Annotated in this window: 15 protein-coding genes; 10 read left to right on the plus strand and 5 right to left on the minus strand. The window is 46.1% G+C overall.

Features of this window, described 5'->3' with window-relative positions:
* The first annotated feature begins 48 nt into the window (after nt 1-48).
* The 5 genes from WG8_RS09185 to WG8_RS09205 all read left to right on the plus strand — a co-directional run bounded on the left by WG8_RS09185 (nt 49) and on the right by WG8_RS09205 (nt 6,199).
* Entirely contained in the window at nt 49-789 is a 741-nt protein-coding gene (locus WG8_RS09185) for an acetoacetate decarboxylase (RefSeq protein WP_007429860.1), read from the plus strand.
* Between the two features lie 42 nt (nt 790-831).
* Nucleotides 832-1,497, plus strand: coding sequence for a CoA transferase subunit A (locus WG8_RS09190; RefSeq protein ID WP_007429861.1), 666 nt, complete (start codon nt 832-834; stop codon nt 1,495-1,497).
* Nucleotides 1,494-2,150, plus strand: a complete 657-nt coding sequence (locus WG8_RS09195) for a 3-oxoacid CoA-transferase subunit B (RefSeq protein ID WP_007429862.1) — start codon at nt 1,494-1,496, stop codon at nt 2,148-2,150. The genes WG8_RS09190 and WG8_RS09195 overlap by 4 nt, the downstream gene beginning before the upstream one ends.
* 252 nt (nt 2,151-2,402) lie before the next feature.
* The gene (locus WG8_RS09200) at nt 2,403-3,917 is read left to right on the plus strand and encodes a peptide MFS transporter (RefSeq protein WP_007429863.1); all 1,515 of its coding nucleotides are present in this window, start codon (nt 2,403-2,405) and stop codon (nt 3,915-3,917) included.
* A gap of 53 nt (nt 3,918-3,970) precedes the next feature.
* Complete coding sequence (locus WG8_RS09205; RefSeq protein WP_007429864.1) at nt 3,971-6,199, plus strand: alpha-galactosidase; 2,229 nt, start codon at nt 3,971-3,973, stop codon at nt 6,197-6,199.
* A gap of 76 nt (nt 6,200-6,275) precedes the next feature.
* On the opposite strand, the gene WG8_RS09210 is transcribed toward WG8_RS09205, so the two are convergent.
* Complete coding sequence (locus WG8_RS09210) at nt 6,276-7,136, minus strand: helix-turn-helix transcriptional regulator (RefSeq protein WP_232289074.1); 861 nt, start codon at nt 7,134-7,136, stop codon at nt 6,276-6,278.
* Between the two features lie 136 nt (nt 7,137-7,272).
* Between WG8_RS09210 and WG8_RS09215 the strand changes: the two genes are divergently transcribed.
* The 4 genes from WG8_RS09215 to WG8_RS09230 all read left to right on the plus strand — a co-directional run bounded on the left by WG8_RS09215 (nt 7,273) and on the right by WG8_RS09230 (nt 12,404).
* Nucleotides 7,273-9,552, plus strand: a complete 2,280-nt coding sequence (locus WG8_RS09215) for a beta-L-arabinofuranosidase domain-containing protein (RefSeq protein ID WP_007429866.1) — start codon at nt 7,273-7,275, stop codon at nt 9,550-9,552.
* A 66-nt stretch (nt 9,553-9,618) separates the two neighbouring features.
* Nucleotides 9,619-10,698, plus strand: coding sequence for a M24 family metallopeptidase (locus WG8_RS09220; RefSeq protein ID WP_007429867.1), 1,080 nt, complete (start codon nt 9,619-9,621; stop codon nt 10,696-10,698).
* Between the two features lie 115 nt (nt 10,699-10,813).
* Nucleotides 10,814-11,326 carry a peptide-methionine (S)-S-oxide reductase MsrA gene (gene msrA, locus WG8_RS09225; protein ID WP_043890893.1) on the plus strand — a complete coding sequence of 171 codons (513 nt, stop codon included), beginning with the start codon at nt 10,814-10,816 and terminating at the stop codon, nt 11,324-11,326.
* Nucleotides 11,327-11,450: 124 nt separating this feature from the next.
* Nucleotides 11,451-12,404, plus strand: coding sequence for a divergent polysaccharide deacetylase family protein (locus WG8_RS09230; RefSeq protein WP_007429869.1), 954 nt, complete (start codon nt 11,451-11,453; stop codon nt 12,402-12,404).
* On the opposite strand, the gene WG8_RS09235 is transcribed toward WG8_RS09230, so the two are convergent.
* The gene (locus tag WG8_RS09235; protein WP_007429870.1) at nt 12,379-13,140 is read right to left on the minus strand and encodes an N-acetylmuramoyl-L-alanine amidase; all 762 of its coding nucleotides are present in this window, start codon (nt 13,138-13,140) and stop codon (nt 12,379-12,381) included. The two genes, WG8_RS09230 and WG8_RS09235, sit on opposite strands and share 26 nt — an antisense overlap.
* 192 nt (nt 13,141-13,332) lie before the next feature.
* Here WG8_RS09235 and WG8_RS09240 point away from each other — a divergent pair, with 192 nt between their 5' ends.
* Nucleotides 13,333-13,524, plus strand: a complete 192-nt coding sequence (locus WG8_RS09240; RefSeq protein ID WP_007429871.1) for a YqzE family protein — start codon at nt 13,333-13,335, stop codon at nt 13,522-13,524.
* A 95-nt stretch (nt 13,525-13,619) separates the two neighbouring features.
* On the opposite strand, the gene WG8_RS09245 is transcribed toward WG8_RS09240, so the two are convergent.
* The 3 genes from WG8_RS09245 to WG8_RS09255 all read right to left on the minus strand — a co-directional run bounded on the left by WG8_RS09245 (nt 13,620) and on the right by WG8_RS09255 (nt 17,689).
* Nucleotides 13,620-14,705, minus strand: coding sequence for a hypothetical protein (locus WG8_RS09245; protein ID WP_043890942.1), 1,086 nt, complete (start codon nt 14,703-14,705; stop codon nt 13,620-13,622).
* Between the two features lie 259 nt (nt 14,706-14,964).
* Entirely contained in the window at nt 14,965-15,927 is a 963-nt protein-coding gene (locus tag WG8_RS09250; protein WP_007429873.1) for a YqhG family protein, read from the minus strand.
* Between the two features lies 1 nt (nt 15,928).
* On the minus strand, nt 15,929-17,689 hold the full coding sequence (locus tag WG8_RS09255) for a DEAD/DEAH box helicase (RefSeq protein ID WP_007429874.1): 1,761 nt from the start codon (nt 17,687-17,689) through the stop codon (nt 15,929-15,931).
* Nucleotides 17,690-17,699 lie beyond the last annotated feature (10 nt).

The raw sequence follows: 17,699 nt of genomic DNA on the forward strand, positions 1-17,699 counted from the left end.
TAAAAAGCTAACTTTTTGGACTACCTCTCAAAAGGAAAGGAGATCGTTATGAATCAAAAAGATGTACTTTCACTCCAATCCATGCCTGCGGCCAGCGCCAGTTATGGACGCCCGCCATGCCGTTTCATCAACCGGGAATTTTTTATCATTACCTATGAATCCGACCCCGCAGCGATTAGACAGGCGGTCCCGGAGCCTCTTCAGCCGGATGGAAGCAATACGGTTTCCTATGAATGGATCAAAATGCCCGATTCATCAGGTTTAGGAAGCTATGAGGAAAGCGGTATTGTCATTCCGTGTACTTTTCATGGAGAACACTGTAATTTTGTGGCCCAAATGTATCTGGATAACGCGCCTGCTATTCTTGGGGGGCGTGAAATTTGGGGATTTCCGAAAAAATGGGCGAAGCCCCGCCTGAGCGTTGAGGATACGGAGACGCTGACGGGTACATTGCATTATAATAACGTCCTGGTGGCCATGGGAACGATGCCTTTCAAATATAACATGCTTGATGAAAAGGAAACGGCTAAATCCATCGCAAAAACACAAGTTAATTTAAAATTAATTCCTGACGTTGACGGTACCCCCAAAATTGCTCAGTTAGTGGCGTATAATCTCGAAAACATTACTGTAAAAGGCGCCTGGTCAGGGCCTGCCAGATTAAGCCTAATCCCTCATGTCAATGCTCCTGTGGCAGATTTGCCGGTTAAAGCTTATACGGGCGGAAAACATTTTATTGCCGATTTAACGCTTCCATATGGAAGAGTCCTTTACGATTATCTCCAATAAAGTTTGCTTTCCTAAAATATATATAAATAAGGAGAAGGAACCATGAATAACAAAGTAATCTCCGCTGAAGAAGCAGTGAAGAAGGTCAAAGACGGGGACACAGTGATGGTTGGAGGTTTTCTGGCAGGAGGCTTTCCGGAGGACCTGGTGCGTGCGCTTGTCGACACAAATTCCGCAAGTAATCTTACGGTTATATCCAATGACACAGGTACACCGGAATTATCGATCTATAAACTTGTAAAAAGCGGCAGAGTAGAGCGGATTTTTGCATCCTATATCGGCTCCAATCCCGAAACGGGAAGGCTCCTTATGACGAAAGAAGCGGAGGTCCAGCTCTTCCCGCAAGGCACGCTCGCGGAAAAAATACGCGCAGGAGGAGCCGGTTTGGGCGGTGTTTTAACACCAGTAGGTGTAGGCACCATTGTAGAGGAAGGAAAAAAGAAAATAGAAATTGACGAAAGGGAATATTTGCTCGAACTCCCGCTCAAAGCGGATGTGGCGCTAATCAGAGCCCATAAGGCTGATGAAGCGGGGAATCTTGTCATCAACGGCTCTTCACGCAACTTCAATTTAGTTATGGCTACAGCGGCAGAGTATGTAGTTGCTCAGACAGACGAATACGTAAAGACGGGAGAAATTGACCCCAATCATGTCAACGTTCCCGGAATATTTGTCGACGCAATTGTAAAGGTAGGTGGAAACGCATGAATAACAGAGAATTAATTGCTCGAAGAATAGCCCAGGAATTCAAAAATGGCGAAGTTGTCAACCTTGGTGTTGGAATGCCTACAATGGTGGTAGACTATATCCCCGAAAACGTAAATATTATGCTGCAAGCGGAAAACGGAATCGTCGGCGTTGGTCCCAAAGCGGCTCAGGGAAAAGAAAGACTTGATTGTATCGATTCAGGCGGAAACTATGTTACAACTGTGGAAGGAGCTTGCTTTTTTGACAGTTCGCTTTCATTTTCCATCATCCGCGGAGGGCATGTGGATATCACTGTTTTGGGCGCCCTGGAGGTCGATGAGAAAGGCAACCTTGCAAGCTGGATGATCCCAGGGAAAAAGGTGCCGGGTATGGGAGGAGCCATGGATTTGGTGGTTGGAGCCAAGAGAGTGATTGTAGCCATGGAGCATGTGAACAAAAATGGGGCACCGAAAATATTGAAACAATGCAAGCTGCCCCTGACCGCTGTAAATGTTGTAAAGACCATCGTAACCGAAAAGGCTGTCATCGATGTTATTCCGGGTAGAGGTCTGATGCTGAAGGAAATTGCTCCGGGTTTGTCGGTGGGAGATGTTCAAATGGCAACAGAGGCTGAGCTGATCGTTTCACCACACTTGAAGGCCATCGCAGTGTAAAGGTTATCATACTTACGATTTTACAAGCTCTTGAATTTCCTAAATGGAGATTTGAGAGCTTTTTTTGTGGAGTTTCGGCCGAGGCTTGCTTCGTCCCATAACACAGGCAGCCGATATAGACGACCTTCGTAATGCAACCCAGGTAAGAAAAGTCCACCTATCCCAACTATCCGCTACCGTTTTGGAAAGGGTTATCTGATATATTTTAAAAAGAAAGCGGTAACAGAAATACTGACGAAAGAAGGAAATGCGATGAACAATGAATTGCAGCATGGGCCAGGTTCCAACAATGCAAGGCTAGAGGTAGTCCTTGACGACAGCAAATTTTTTGGGCATCCAAGGGGTGTGGGAGCTCTGGCGGCGGGTAATTTTTTTAATTCCTTCGCTTGGGGAGCCCTGTACGCGATTTTAATTTTTTACCTCTATTCTCCCTTTACGAAGGGATTGGAATTTACACAAGGACAGGCCGCATCTATGGTGACGGCAATGGGTGCATGTAATTCAATCTTCGTTATTTTGGGAAGCTGGCTGGCGGACCGGGTATTGGGACTGCGTAAAGCCTTGATCATAGGGAACATCATAAAAGGGACGGCTTTCGGACTTCTGGCCATTCCGGCTTTTTCCCTCACTCAAGGAAGAATCTTTGCATTCATCGCTTTGTTTTTGATGTCGCTTCCAATTATGGGGGCAAGCAATGCTTCTCTGACCGGTCAACTGTATCGCAAAACCGATAATGGAAGACGTGATGCTGCTTTTACGATTCATACCATTGCCAACAACATAGCAGGTCTTGTTGCTCCGGTGTTAGTCGGTCAAATTGGCATGAAAAACTACCATATCGGCTTTCTTATTGCCGCCGTGGCCGCTTTTCTCTATGGTGCCGTTATCTTTTTCACCCAACACAAGTTTTTTGGACCCCTGGGTGAAAAGCCGATCAAGCCTCTTGAGGAGGGGAAATTCAGAAAAATATTTATTCGATTTATGTTAGTCCTGATTGTTTTAATCGGCACCATTGTAGCATTGGTCCTGGCAGAAGTAATTTCTTTCCAGGGAGTGCTAAATATTATTACTTCGGCGACCTTTATTATTCCGATTGTCTTCCTGACCAATCTGCTGAGTAAAAAAGATTTAACAGCTCTAGATCGAAGAAGAATGAAGCCTTTCCTCAAATTGTTCGCGGCGCAAATCGTGATGGCGCTGTGCGGAGTTATGTTGACCTCGACGGTGGCTATCTTCATAGATCAGAAAATTGACCGTAAGATTTTGGGATTTGAGGTCGCTCCGGGATCGGTAGGGACCATCTATACCGTCTTAGGTTTGGTACTGGCGCCGGTCTTTGTATGGCTCTGGACAAAGACACGCGCAACGCATATTCGTACAACATATAAATACGGCTTGGGCATCATCTTTTCAGCCCTGGGCTACGGCTTATTAACCATTCCGATTGTCCTGTTTAAGGACCAGGCTCCGTATAGCTTGCTGTGGATGGTATTCTATTACCTGTTTCTAACCTTCTCGGATAATTTAGTCTGGCCGATCGGTTCATCTTTGGTCGCTAAATTATCACCTGAGGCTTATGATACCCAGATGCAGACCGCCTGGGGGCAAGCCGGCACGATAGGGAACGGTATTGCTTTAATTTTGTTCAGCTTCTATCAAACGGCCGATCAGCAAGTGAATTTATTCCCAATTATGACCGGGCTTTTGCTTGTTACGGCCCTGCTTATCTTTGGTTTCTCGAAGAATATTGAGAAGGACATGGTATAAAAATACAAAGTGCTGACAGAGCCATTTGTCAGCACTTTTTTGAAAGGGAGCGAATGGGCGTGCCAATTGTCTATCATAAAAAGTCTAGGCAGTTTCATCTATTTAATAATGAAATCAGTTATATTTTTGGCATCATGTCCAATCATCAACTGGGACACTTGTATTACGGCAAAAAAATCCGCGACCGCGAGGATTTTTCGCATCTTCTGGAACTGGGCTTTCGCGACATGTCCCCCTGTGTGTTCGAGGGGAACGCCAAGTTTTCGCTCGAACAGGTCAAGCAAGAGCTTTCCGTATTCGGCTCAGGGGATCTGAGACATTGCGGATTGCATATTCTCCAGGAAGATGGCAGCCATACCGCGTGTTTTGAATACAGGAATCATGAGATTCTCTCCGGCAAACCCTTGCTTGAAGGATTACCTGCAACCTATGTTGAGACTGACGGGGAAGCTCAAACGCTTCGTGTTTTTCTAATTGACCATTGGCTTGGTTGTCAAGTGGAATTGCAGTATACCCTATATAGCGACTTGCCTGTATTGACCAGAAGCATAAAGTTAAGCAACTTAGGAGAGCAGAAAATTCGGCTTGATTCCGCGATGAGCTTGAATCTGGATCTTCCAGACAAAGAATATGAAATGATCGAACTAACCGGAGCTTGGGGAAGAGAGCGGCATATTCAAACACACGCACTTCATCAGGGCATTCAGAGTATTTATAGTTTGCGCGGACATAGCAGTCATCATTATAATCCGTTCATCGGATTGAAAAGAAAGGGGACAACGGAATTTTTCGGGGAAGTGATCGGATTGAGCCTGATCTATAGCGGCAACTTTCTGGCTCAAGTAGAGGTGGATACTTACGATGTCACGCGTGTGATGATGGGGATTCATCCGCATGGATTCAGTTGGAGTTTGCTGCCGGGAGAAAGCTTCCAGACTCCTGAAGTCGTGATGGTGTATGCGGATAAAGGGTTGAATCAAATGAGCCAGGCTTTTCATGAGCTCTATCGAACACGATTAGTGAGAGGGACTTGGAGAGACAGGACGCGGCCTATTTTAATTAATAACTGGGAAGCCACTTACATGAAGTTTAATGAAGAGAAAATATTGGGGATTGCGCGGTCGGCCGCCGAGTTGGGAATTGAGTTATTTGTGCTGGATGATGGATGGTTCGGTGAGCGAAATACGGATACGACCTCATTGGGGGACTGGTATCCCAACAAGGATAAATTGCCTGACGGGATTTCCGGTCTTGCCCGTAAAATAACGGATTTGGGCCTGAAATTCGGACTTTGGTTTGAACCGGAGATGATTAGCAAGGAAAGCGAGCTTTATCGGAATCACAGCGATTGGACGTTGTCTGTTCCTTATCGCTCCATGAGCCCGGGCCGCAATCAATACGTATTGGACTTGACGAAGGCCGAAGTCATTGATTTTTTGGATGAGGTTATGAGTAAAATACTGGCCGGGTCGGACATCTCCTACGTAAAATGGGATATGAACCGCTCGATGTCGGAAGTGTTCTCCGCAGGCAGAGAGAGCGATTTTCAAGGAAAAGTGTATCATCAATACATTTTAGGATTGTATGAACTATTCGAACGACTGACCCGTAAGTTTCCGGAAGTGCTATTTGAATCTTGTGCCAGCGGAGGAGGCAGGTTTGATCCAGGTATGCTGTATTTCTGTCCGCAAGGCTGGATCTCAGATGATACGGATGCGATTGAGCGATTGAAAATCCAATACGGCACATCTATGGTATATCCAATTAGCAGTATGGGGTCTCATGTATCGGCGGTCCCTAACCATCAAACCAACCGCAGCACTTCGCTTGTCACACGAGGAGATGTGGCTTATTTCGGAACCTTCGGATATGAGCTGGATTTAAACCTGCTATCCGATGCGGACAAAGCAACGATAAGAGAACAGATCGACTTTATGAAAGAGAACCGGGAGCTATTACATCAGGGAATCTTCTATCGACTGGTGAGTCCATTTGAAGGAAATACAACCGCCTGGATGATACTGGCAAAGAATAAAAACCGCGCCATTGTGGGGTATTATCGTACACTTACCGAGGTCAATGTAGGGTATAAGCGGTTGAAACTAGCCGGGCTAGATGCGGATAAAAAGTATCATGTTGCCCATACCGACGAACGTTACTACTATGGAGACGAATTGATGGAAATCGGCATCTTGCTGAATGACAGTACTTCCGGAGACTATCTATCCAAAGTTCCCAAGGGAGATTTTCTGTCCAGATTATTTATTCTGGAAGCTGAATAAAAGCAGATGAACAGCAAGAACTCGAACCGTCAGGTTTGGGTTCTTACTGTTAATCGGTAATAGTATACGTCATCAATCATTTTTTGTTAAAGTGCTTGCGATAAAAAGTTTTTCGATACTGTGTGGGGGTGACGGTCTCATATTTTTTAAACAGGCGCATGAAATATTTCGAATCATCATACCCAACTTCCGAAGCGATTTCGATAATGCTCAGGTCTGTCTCGGTTAATAGCTCTTTAGCGTGCTTTAGCCTGAATTTAATAATCTGTTCCGAAATTCCGATTCCTGTGTTTTCCTTGTAAATCCGGGATAAATAGTTTTTGTTATATTTAAAATGATTTGCAATGTGTTCGAGTGTGATATTCTCAAAGGCATGAATTCTGATCCAGTCTTGAATCGGTTGCAACTGGTTTCCGTTAAAATTTTTTTGGATCAGATAATTCATAATTTCTGAGGTCAATTCGTATAAGAGGCAGGATAAATAAGCATTTAAGTAATTTTTATGTTTCTTTTCCTCGTATAAATCGAGCAATTGATTAAACATGATATGGAAGCGCCTGGAGTCTACTTTGTTGGTGTAAACGGGCAAAATAATCAACCGGTCCAGATCGTTTTCGCTAATTTCCTGGATGACCTCCGCTTCTGTTTTAAGTTTTAAACAGTTTGCCGAAAAATGAAGCCAGTGAAATTTCATACGGCCTTGGTAAACTTTAAGTCCCCGGTGAAGCGTGTGAGGAGGGACAACAAGAATCTCACCCGATTCAATAGCATAGGGAACGTTATTGCTTTCGATGTACAGGGTCGAATCCACGGGACTGATGATTTCATAACTATCGATGATTCTTTCTTTGTGGATCCAGGGCTGATCTGTAATAAAAGTGCCAGCGGACAAGAAGGTGGCCTGCTCCAAATACTCTTTATTAACGAAGTACATCATAAGACCCTCCAATCGAATCTGCCATATAGTAAATATAATCCACCTAATCTTTTTTTAAACTACTTACTTTAAAAATGTTTTCTTGTAACATGAATGGTGTGAAAGCGATTTTAAAAGTGGGTAAGGAGGAAAACCGATGTCAAATAAACGGAGTGATCTGGAAATCGTTCAAGGGGATATTGAGGTTTTGCACCTGGGAAATTTGAAGACGGTTGAGTTCGATATTCATTTGCCGACTGAAGGCAAAAATGGTTCTAAAATTACTTGGGTGTCGAAAGATGATCGTTGGATTGACGGTTCGGGGAAAGTACACCAGCCCGAGTACGGGAAGGGGGATCGGGTGGTTCCGATTACCGCTACCTTTCAGTATGGAGAGTCGAGCCTTCAAAAGATTTTTGAAGTTAAGATTTTGGAGGAGAAAAATAAAATCCAGGTCGAAAAAGTCTTTCCCATCGTTATAAAGCAGGAAGTGAACAAGGAATTTTACTTGCCTTCCGCGGTCTCCATTCGAACCGCAAGTGGGGATGTCCTGGCCCATTCCGTGACATGGAACGGGGGAGAACATCGTTGTTTTTCGGAAGTCGGGGAGCAAAAAGCTGCTGGCTATTTGACGGATACGCTTTATGAGGTAGAGGCTGTTATCTTCATTGAGAGCAAGGTTGAAAATAAGAGCAAAAAAGCACCTCAACTGCATGGCATTTCGACACAAAAAGTACATCTGGAAGGCCCCTCTTTGTTGAAATCCGCGCAGAATCGGAGACTGCAATTTTTATTGACAGTCAATGATGATCAAATGCTATACAATTTTAGGAAGGCCGCCAGTTTGGATACGTTAAATGCACCGGCCATGATCGGGTGGGACTCGGATGAAAGCTTGCTGAAAGGGCATACCACCGGCCATTACCTCTCCGCTCTGGCTTTATGCTATGCATCCACCGGGAATGAACGGATTCACCAGAAATTGGCTTACCTGGTCGATGAGTTAAACAAAGTGCAACTAGCCTTCGAGGCGGATGATCGTTACCATTACGGATTTCTTAGCGCTTATTCCGAAGAGCAGTTCGATTTGCTAGAAGTGTATACACGATACCCGGAGATTTGGGCTCCTTATTATACCTTGCACAAAATATTAGCCGGCTTGTTGGATAGCTATCATATAGCGGGAATAGAACTGGCGCTGGCCATTGCGGACAAAGTTGGGGACTGGATTTACAATCGGTTAAGCGTACTGCCACATGAACAATTGAAAAAAATGTGGGGCTTGTATATTGCTGGCGAATTTGGAGGCATCAATGAATCGCTAGCCGAACTCTTTACTTACACGCAAAAGGAACATCATATTGCTGCTGCAAAGCTGTTCGATAATGATCGTTTGTTCTTTCCGATGGAACAACAAGTTGATGCTTTGGGCGCAATGCATGCCAACCAGCATATTCCACAAATCGTAGGCGCATTCAAGATTTTCGAGGCTACCGGGGAACAAAAATATTATGATATCGCAAAGTTTTTCTGGGAATCTGTTGTGAACGCGCATATCTACTCCATCGGAGGAACCGGCGAAGGGGAAATGTTTAAGCAGCCGCATAAAATAGGCACGCATCTTACGGAACATACGGCTGAAACCTGTGCTTCATACAATTTGCTGAAACTGACCAAACAGCTATATGTGTATGAGAACGATGCAAAGTACATGGATTATTACGAAAGAACAATGCTAAACCATATTCTTTCTTCGACGGATCATGAATGCCTGGGCGCCAGCACGTACTTTATGCCCACTAGTCCAGGAGGACAAAAAGGATATGATGAGGAAAACTCCTGCTGCCACGGTACGGGATTAGAAAACCACTTTAAGTATGCCGAAGCGATTTTCTTCGAGGATGTCGATTCCTTATATGTCAACCTGTTCGTTCCAGCGGCATTGAATGATGAGGGTAAGGGATTGCAGGTTGTACAATCCGTACCGGAAATTTTCAACGGTGAAGTCGAAATTCACATTGAAACGTTGACGAGAACGAATTTAAGAGTTCGCATTCCCTACTGGCATCAAGGAGAAATCACGACCTTCGTAAATCATACAAAAGTGAATACTATAGAGGAGAACGGTTACCTTGTTCTTTCGCAAGAGTGGAACAAAGGAGATCAAGTGACCATGAAGTTTACACCCCGGCTGCGTCTGGAGCATACACCAGATAAAGCCGATATTGCATCTCTGGCCTTTGGCCCCTACATTTTAGCTGCTGTCTCGGACCAAAAAGATTATTTTAAACTGCCGTTGAATCAGGGGAATCTCCCGGAAAAATTTGAGCGAGTGGCAAATTTAAACCGTTTTATCTTCAAGGATCTGCATCTCGAATTTGCGCCACTAGCTGAACTGAACCATGAACACTACCATCTATATATTAAGACTAAATGATTAGACCAGAAGGGGGGAATTAATGAATTCCCCCTCTCTTTCTAGTTATAACGGAGGCTGTGGGTGATGAAGCGAATCGAACGTTTACTGAAGAAAATGGCGGGGGAAAAGCTGCCGGCCATGTACGTAAGCAATCCGAAGAATGTCCGTTATCTGTGCGGGTTTACAGGGGAGGATTCATCTTTGATCCTTACTGGAGATGCTGTTTTGTTCATTACTGACAGCCGCTATGTGGAACAGGCCCGCGAAGAGTTAAGTGATCTGATTCAGATTGTGTGCTGGAATCGATCATTGCTGGACGAAACAGCAGAAATTATCCGTAAGCATCATATTCAAGAGATTGGATTTGAAGGCTCCTATTTAAGCTACAGCCATGGAGAGCTTTTCAAGTCGTTGGCCCAAATCAAGACCAGAATAACGGATGGTTGGGTAGAGGCGTTCAGAGCGGTTAAAGACGATGATGAAATCTGTAAAACTTTAGAAGCCGTAAAAATAGTTGATCGGACGTTTATGCACATTTTAAATTTTATACGCCCGGGAATTTCCGAGAAGCAGGTGGCAACGGAAATGGAGTATTTCATGAAGTGTATCGGGTCCGAGAGGGCTCCCTTCGAAACCCTCGTTGTATCCGGCATCCGCTCTGCTTATCCCCACGGAGTGGCCAGCGAGAAAATGATCGAGCTGGGAGATATGGTGATCCTGGATTTTGGTGCCACCTTCCAGGGATATTCTTCAGACATGACCAGAACGATTGCGGTTGGCAAGCCTGATTCACGCTTTAGTGAAATTTATGATTTGGTTTTGGAGGCGGAGTTGGCGGGTGTGGACGCTATTTGTCACGGGATGAAAAGCAAAGAACTGGATTCGATGATTCGTAGTCCATTTGTAAGAGAAAATATGAATGATCGATTTAATCATGGTGCTGGCCACAGCATTGGACTGGATAACCATGAAGCGCCTTATATCAGTTATCGGTCTGAAGACGAATTCGTGGAGAATATGATTATGACGGTTGAACCGGGCTTATACTTGCCAGGCCTTGGAGGAGTTCGGATTGAGGATGATGTTCTGGTCAGAAAAGAGAAAAGCCTGGTATTGACAGGATCTCCGAAAAAGGATCTGATCCAATTGCCGTTCTATGAATAGTTCTTGATGAGTAGCTAATAGAGAAAGAATAATTGTATATTATTGATTAGATAAGTAGCATTCTATGCAAATTTGAGGCGAAAGTCAGAAGATCAATGGAAAGGCTGGATTTAAAATGGAAAAAGCTACTTTTGCAGGTGGATGCTTTTGGTGCATGGTAACTCCGTTTGAGGAGCTGCCTGGCATTCATGGCATTGTCTCAGGCTATACTGGAGGGACGGTTCCCGATCCGACTTATGAACAGGTTAAAACAGGAACTACAGGTCACTACGAGGTAGTGCAGATTACGTTTGAGCCTGAACTGTTTCCATATGAAAAGCTGCTGGAATTATATTGGCCGCAAACCGATCCCACCGATGGGGAAGGTCAATTTCAGGATCGGGGTACACAGTATAAACCTGCTATTTTTTATCATACCGAGCAGCAGCGGGAGCTTGCAGAGCAGTCAAAGCAACAACTGGCACAAAGCGGACGTTTTGACAAGCCAATCGTAACGGAAATTCTTCCGGCTTCGGTATTTTATCCGGCTGAGGAGTATCATCAGGATTACCACAAGAAAAATGTGAAGCACTATAAGGAAGATCGCGCCCAATCAGGTCGTGATGAGTTTATCAACAAGAACTGGTAAACGATTTTAAATATACGCGTTTACGATGCTGAGGCAGGTCGGGATGAATTCCTTGGTCTGCCTTATACATAATTAGACGAGGTTACTCACACAATGAAGGGACAGAGAAGGAGGCTGACCCGCAATGAGTAAACGACGGAAGCTGAACATGAGAAATATCATTAAAAAAGCGATACAGGCATTTCGTGATCGAAACCAACCAACGTATGCGCATGTTTATCGCCCAAGCTCTAAAATACGAAGAACCGCTGTGGTCTGTATTTCGGCCTGTTTGATGTTCATGGTGTGTGGGACTGCTTGGAGCATGGGAACTGATAATGCAAACGCAACAGACAAGCAGGAACGGGAGAAAAAAATGGTTGCCATCATTATCGATGACATGGGGAACAACATGAAAGGGACAGAGCAGATTTTACAATTACCCGTTAAAATCACGGTGGCTGTGATGCCCTTTTTGCCTACAACCCAACAGGATGCCATCGAAGCGCATAAGCGCGGTCACGATGTCATCGTTCATCTTCCCATGGAGCCAAAGCAGGGAAAGCCGGAATGGCTTGGACCGGGAGCGATCAAGGCCAATATGACGGATGATGAAGTACGCGCCAAGGTGACAGCAGCCATTAAGAATGTCCCTTATGCGATAGGGATGAATAACCACATGGGTTCCAAAGTCACCTCAGACAAGCGCATTATGTCCATTGTGCTTGATGTTTGCAAGGAGCATGGGCTATTTTTTGTCGATAGCCGTACAAATTATTGGTCTGTGGTACCTGAACTTGCCGCTGAAAAGGGAATGCCACCCGTGCGCAATGATATTTTTCTGGACGATACTCATACGCTCGCCCATGTGAATCGGCAAATTACAAAGGTAATTGAATGGCTTGACAAGCACGACACCTGCGTAACGATTGGACATGTCGGTGTAGCTGGCAGGTACACGTCCTCGGCCCTCCAATCATCGGTTCCTACGCTAAAAGATCATGCCAAGTTTGTTGGCATTAGCGATCTGGTGCGTTCTGAATGGGGATGGAAGGGGAATCCTGCGGCCAACACTACCATACCGTCAGATGTGCAATAATGCCTTCAGCAATAGCCTCAGCAATGTTTTTCTGTCCGCGATCCGCTGAAAGCATGGCTCTGTCTTGTGCATTACTGATAAATCCCGTTTCCACAATGACTGCGGGATGCTGGATTGTATTCAGAAGATAAAAGGGTTTTCCGTAAATGGTTTCTCTGTTCATGCAAAATAAGCGGTTTAATGAATGCTGAATTCGCTCAGCTAACAGATAACTGCCGCCTTCATCCTGATATAAAACAATCGGTCCCCGTTTTTCGGAGCGCTTGGCCCAATTAACATGGAGGCTTACAACCAAGGAGGTAGGCAGCTGCTCGGTGAGACTTTTCCGCTGGGCAAGGTCTTTTAGGTGTCTCGATTTGGAGGGAAGCCAGCGGTTATCGTCACTCAGTGCGTAATCCTTGTCCCGATTCAGGACAGCAGGATAGCCCTGCGAGCGCAAAATCAGGTACAGTTTTTGACCGATGGCAAGGTTGATGTCTTTTTCCAAAAGTTTCTTGTGACTTGTTCCGCCATCCACACCGCCATGGCCGACATCGATCAGGACAACAGGCTTGGCAAATGCATGATAGGGTGAAGATGTGCTGGATTGACCATCTGTGGTCTTGTTCAGTTCAATGCTTTTTTTACCGGGCTGAGAAGCTGCATCAACAAAGGGCGCAAATACAGAACTGCAAAGGATGCATAAAGTCACCCCAAGTCCTGTCAGCCATATCTTGTTCAATTTCTTATTTTGCACGTTCTATTCCTCCAGTAGACGGATTGATTGCAGCATAGCTGCCTCCAAATAAATCATTAGCTTTCGGGTACAGATAATGTTGAAGATAGTATGTTCCATTTAAGGGAAACCATGCATCGTTATTCTCGTAGGGATTAGACTTCTTGAAAAATGAGCAAGCTAAAAGGAGCAGATTGAAGGAGGTAGTGGAGGATGGCGAAGAGTGACGAGTTGGTGACATATATTACGGAGCGGATTGTTCGGTATATCGAAACGCCGCGTGATGTGCGACGCAGCCAAAAACGGGCCAGAGAGCCGTGGATGAACAAATGGTTTGGCATGCTGCCGCTCGCTCTTAAAATGTGGATAAAATCCGCACGCAGAAGACGAAGGGAGCGACATTGAACCTGTGAAAGAGACCACAATGGGCATAGGGTATGCCGTTTGAGGTCTCTTTTTATGTTGCAGAGATTATTTCGGAAGGCTTCGTCATGTAATAGCTAAGAGTCCAAACGATAAAATTCGCCAGCTGACAGCAACTGCTTGAGGGGTACAAAACGGGCGAGGCCGTTGTGATGGGTTAGCGCATATAAAATTGGATGTGACGGATCATCCGGGGATATCCAGGATTGATACCCGTTAATGGATAAGGGCCCGCCAAAAGCAAAGTTGATGCTTGTGGCAGAAAATATAATACGTGGTGATATATGCAGCGTGTCTATCAATTGGTTTGCGTTATGGATGGCAAGCTTTTGCTTGGATTGAAGCCAGCCAAGATCGTCATAAGGGTCAAAAGGATCAGCCGAGAAAGTAACAGATTGTGCCCTTGTTTGTGAAAAATTTATAGTTGAAGAAGGGGTGTGATTGAGCTTATGCTTCCAGCTCCCATCGGCTACTTCTACCGGCAACGGATCGCCGGTTACGGCATCAATACATAACTCGCTGCCTGTAGAGGAACGTACCAGCCAGTAGGCTAATAGCGGTTCCTCATACATAGGCGTGATTTGCAGCTTGTCGCTAGATGAAAATTCGGCCTCTGCGAGAGACTTAAGAGATTGGCGAAGCATATCCATACTGTATGGCCCGCCTGGACCGTTCCCGTATTCGTTAAGCTGATAGACACCATTTGTGTCTGTTCCGATAATCAGGTAGCCAATGGATTCTCCCGCACGGTTCACTTGAACAAGCCAACTGTGGGTTCCAGGTCCGAGTGGATGGTAGCTAAGCTCGGCATCTTTCCACTGGGCAAAAGGAGGCTGCGATGATAGGGATTGTATCGTGTCGCCCGCAGTTCGTTTTACGTCCGAAGGCACACCTTGCCCTTGAGCAGGGGAACCAGCAGAAGCGTCACCCGAGGGAAGGGAAGGGCTGATTGACCCTGTTCCAGTCCGCTTCTGGACCGGACTTGTAGATTCCACTGGGGAAACGCCAGAGCTTGCCTGGTAAAAGATGTCTGAGCTTACATGGTTGCTCTGAGCAGCTGAGGGAGCCGCATGGATAGAAGCGAACGGACAGATTGCGGACAGGCCGATTAGAGCAACTACGATCATGCCCACGCTATAGTGCCCGGAATTATTTTTCTTCAAATGAAATCCACCTTTCTGCCAGCCTGCTTGGCTGGCGGAGGCATTCTTTTTTATCCAGCATACAGCTTGTCCGGTGAAAAGACTGCTGCACCTTGTCGGCGCAAAGCTTCTGACCGTGTTCGCTTTTTGCTGTCGATAAATAGGGGCAGGCTCAGCAAAGCTTGTCGTTCTCATAGCGGAAACCGTTCCAGTCTGAAGCACGATGTTACAAGCTGACGATACTTCTGCAACTAGCCTGCGAAGGAACGAGAGATATCGGTTACCGCAGGTGAAATATGCCGCAGTTAATGGCGGATACGAGTACCTTGGGCTCATATTGCCATACCATTTCTTTACGACGGGCTTGATGCTGCTCTATTATGGCTTCTTTTTTGTCCACTTCTTCTTTATCCTGATCTTTCTGCTCCTTGGTTAGATCTTCGTAGTAGTGGTCAATGACCTCCAATTCCTCCCGCAATCGTTCCTTTGCTTGCTCTGCCCAGCTATAATCCTGCTGCCGGAGCTGGTCGGTAAGGTAGCTTTCAAGCGAATTGGAAGCCTCGGGGACAGTTAGCTTGGCAGACTGCACATGCATATTGCCCGCCAACAGCGGGCTTAATTGACGGGCTTCGAGCATGTCGCCAAAGTCGGACATGATTGTGCCGCTCTTGAGTGAAATGCCCAGCCAATGAAGCTCCTCTCGCTTCAAATCACAGGCAAATTCAACCTTGTAGCAGACTCCTAGCCAGGCTTCATAGACTACGGGAGAACGGGCAGTCAACTGACGGGCATCAGGCTGCTCAAACAAATAAACATATTTTCCCCCGTCCCGTGCTGCTTCAAAAATTTGATGCAAACGACGGCTTCCATAATGAAGCTCCTCTTGCAAAACACGTCCGGGCCCGAACTGCGGCAACGCCGGAACATGGCCGAAATATCGGCCCATTACCTGATCCTGAGCGGGATTGCCTGCTGCTGGAGCTGGCGGTGCCTGATTGGACAAGCGTTCCTGTTCCGCTCGGTAGGCTTCTCCATCAAAGATGAACGTGAAGGACATCGTCTGTGCTGGAACGCCGGTACGCTCTACGTACCCCCAATAGTAGGGTCGGTTGGTTAAGGCTTTATCCGCTTCGATAGAAAGCTTGACGGTTACATGGTTGGGCGATCTCTCGATTATGCTGCATCCAGTAGCTTCCAGATACGTTAGGACAAAACGCTGAACTTGCTGCGAACTCATGCTCACATTAGCGACCTCCTTTCACGCTGCGCCGAGCTTTGGTCGCAGGTACTTGCTCCATTTCCATTTTGATGGAGTCCAGCGAGTGACCCAGCTCCTGCATCTTGCGGCGAATTTCATCATCGCTGCTGGATTCAAGCATGATTTTGTACAGACTTTTTTCTATCGATTCCTTTTTCTCGAATTTCTCAAGAATGACGTCCAGTCCGCCAATGACCATTTCGAACATATTAATCTTTTCATGCAGGAGATGAAGAATATGCTCCTCAATCGTTCCGGTGGTGGACAAGTTGAAAATATGAACATCATGCTGCTGTCCAAGCCGATGCACCCGTCCGATCCGCTGCTCCACCCGCATGGGGTTCCACGGCAAATCAAAGTTAATCATATGGTGGCAAAATTGCAGGTTAATGCCTTCACCGCCCGCTTCGGTAGCGATCATGACCTGAATGCGTCCGCGGAACAGATCCATCATCCAATCCTTGCGTCCCCGGTTCATGCCGCCCCGGTAAGGAACGGCAGACAGCCCACGGTCACGGAAATAATTCAACAAATATTCCTGTGTAGCCCGGTATTCGGTAAAAATGATCACCTTTTCGTTCATCTGACGGATGAGTTCGAGCGCTTTTTCCGCTTTGGAATTGGCCTTGATCGCCTTAATGTGTGCGACCAAATCCCAGACGCGATCGCGCAGAGGAGAGTCCGGTGCCATCTTTTTGGACAAATTAACGAGCGTGACGAATACGGCATCCCGGCTGCTGCATACTTCCCGTTGAAGGGTAACGAGAGACAGCATACTGCTTAAATTTCCGCCATTCGCCTGATATTGCTCTTTGACAAAAGAGGTCACTCCATCGTACAGCGCCTGCTCCTCTGGTGAAAGCTCCAAATGAATATTGGAAACATTTCGTTTGGTGAATTGAACCGGTCCCTCTCCGCGGCGATTGCGGATCATGACTTTGGATAGCTCATCCTTGAGTTGATCCTCATTTTTGGGCAGACGCTTATCCACCACAAAATTGGCTGAAAAATCGCCTTGCCTTCCCAACTGACCGGGCTTGAGCAATGTAATGAGATTAAACAGCTCTGACAAGTCATTTTGGACGGGAGTTGCCGTCAGGAGCAAACAATATTTTTTACGCAGTTTCATAATGAACTGGTAGTTGGATGTCTTTTTGTTTTTCAGCTTGTGAGCTTCGTCGATAATGAGCAGATCATAATCAGTATCCAGCAGGATGCTGCTGTGTGGCTCCCGCTTGGCGGTATCCATAGAGGCCACGACGACCTCGGATGACCAGGAATGTGCCTTTTTCTGGGCGATAGCAGGAATGCCAAATTTGCTGTTCAGCTCACGCACCCATTGCAGGACTAAGGAAGCGGGTACAAGAATGAGCACTTTAGTAGCAAGCCCGCGAACCAGATATTCCTTGAGGATCATACCAGCTTCGATGGTTTTGCCCAAGCCGACTTCATCGGCAAGAATGGCGCGTCCAGACATTTGAAACAGCACCTTTCGAGCCGTATCCAGCTGATGGGGCAGTGGAGTGAGGTCTTGCAAATGCTGCAAACATTGAAGCTCATCAAAGCTCGGCACCAGTTTGGCTCTTTCCGCCTCAATTGCCAGCTGATACAGATTCCAATCTCCCCATGGGCCTCCCTTGTGCAGACGCTGGTCCAGCTCGTCCTGCCAGCTGCGGTCAAATTGCACCGGAACAGGTAATGGCACTTGATTTTGTGTATGCGGGGAACTTGTCGACTTGGCTTTCATGATGATTCCC

Source organism: Paenibacillus sp. Aloe-11 (assembly GCF_000245715.1).
GTDB classification, from domain to species: domain Bacteria; phylum Bacillota; class Bacilli; order Paenibacillales; family Paenibacillaceae; genus Paenibacillus; species Paenibacillus kribbensis.

What these genes read in the sequence shown, in the direction of transcription:
- WG8_RS09185 (WP_007429860.1), top strand. Translation starts at nt 49, where the DNA reads ATGAATCAAAAAGATGTACTTTCACTCCAATCCATGCCTGCGGCCAGC.
- WG8_RS09190 (WP_007429861.1), top strand. Translation starts at nt 832, where the DNA reads ATGAATAACAAAGTAATCTCCGCTGAAGAAGCAGTGAAGAAGGTCAAA.
- WG8_RS09195 (WP_007429862.1), top strand. Translation starts at nt 1,494, where the DNA reads ATGAATAACAGAGAATTAATTGCTCGAAGAATAGCCCAGGAATTCAAA.
- WG8_RS09200 (WP_007429863.1), top strand. Translation starts at nt 2,403, where the DNA reads ATGAACAATGAATTGCAGCATGGGCCAGGTTCCAACAATGCAAGGCTA.
- WG8_RS09205 (WP_007429864.1), top strand. Translation starts at nt 3,971, where the DNA reads ATGGGCGTGCCAATTGTCTATCATAAAAAGTCTAGGCAGTTTCATCTA.
- WG8_RS09210 (WP_232289074.1), bottom strand. Translation starts at nt 7,136, where the DNA reads ATGATGTACTTCGTTAATAAAGAGTATTTGGAGCAGGCCACCTTCTTG.
- WG8_RS09215 (WP_007429866.1), top strand. Translation starts at nt 7,273, where the DNA reads ATGTCAAATAAACGGAGTGATCTGGAAATCGTTCAAGGGGATATTGAG.
- WG8_RS09220 (WP_007429867.1), top strand. Translation starts at nt 9,619, where the DNA reads ATGAAGCGAATCGAACGTTTACTGAAGAAAATGGCGGGGGAAAAGCTG.
- msrA (WP_043890893.1), top strand. Translation starts at nt 10,814, where the DNA reads ATGGAAAAAGCTACTTTTGCAGGTGGATGCTTTTGGTGCATGGTAACT.
- WG8_RS09230 (WP_007429869.1), top strand. Translation starts at nt 11,451, where the DNA reads ATGAGTAAACGACGGAAGCTGAACATGAGAAATATCATTAAAAAAGCG.
- WG8_RS09240 (WP_007429871.1), top strand. Translation starts at nt 13,333, where the DNA reads ATGGCGAAGAGTGACGAGTTGGTGACATATATTACGGAGCGGATTGTT.
- WG8_RS09255 (WP_007429874.1), bottom strand. Translation starts at nt 17,689, where the DNA reads ATGAAAGCCAAGTCGACAAGTTCCCCGCATACACAAAATCAAGTGCCA.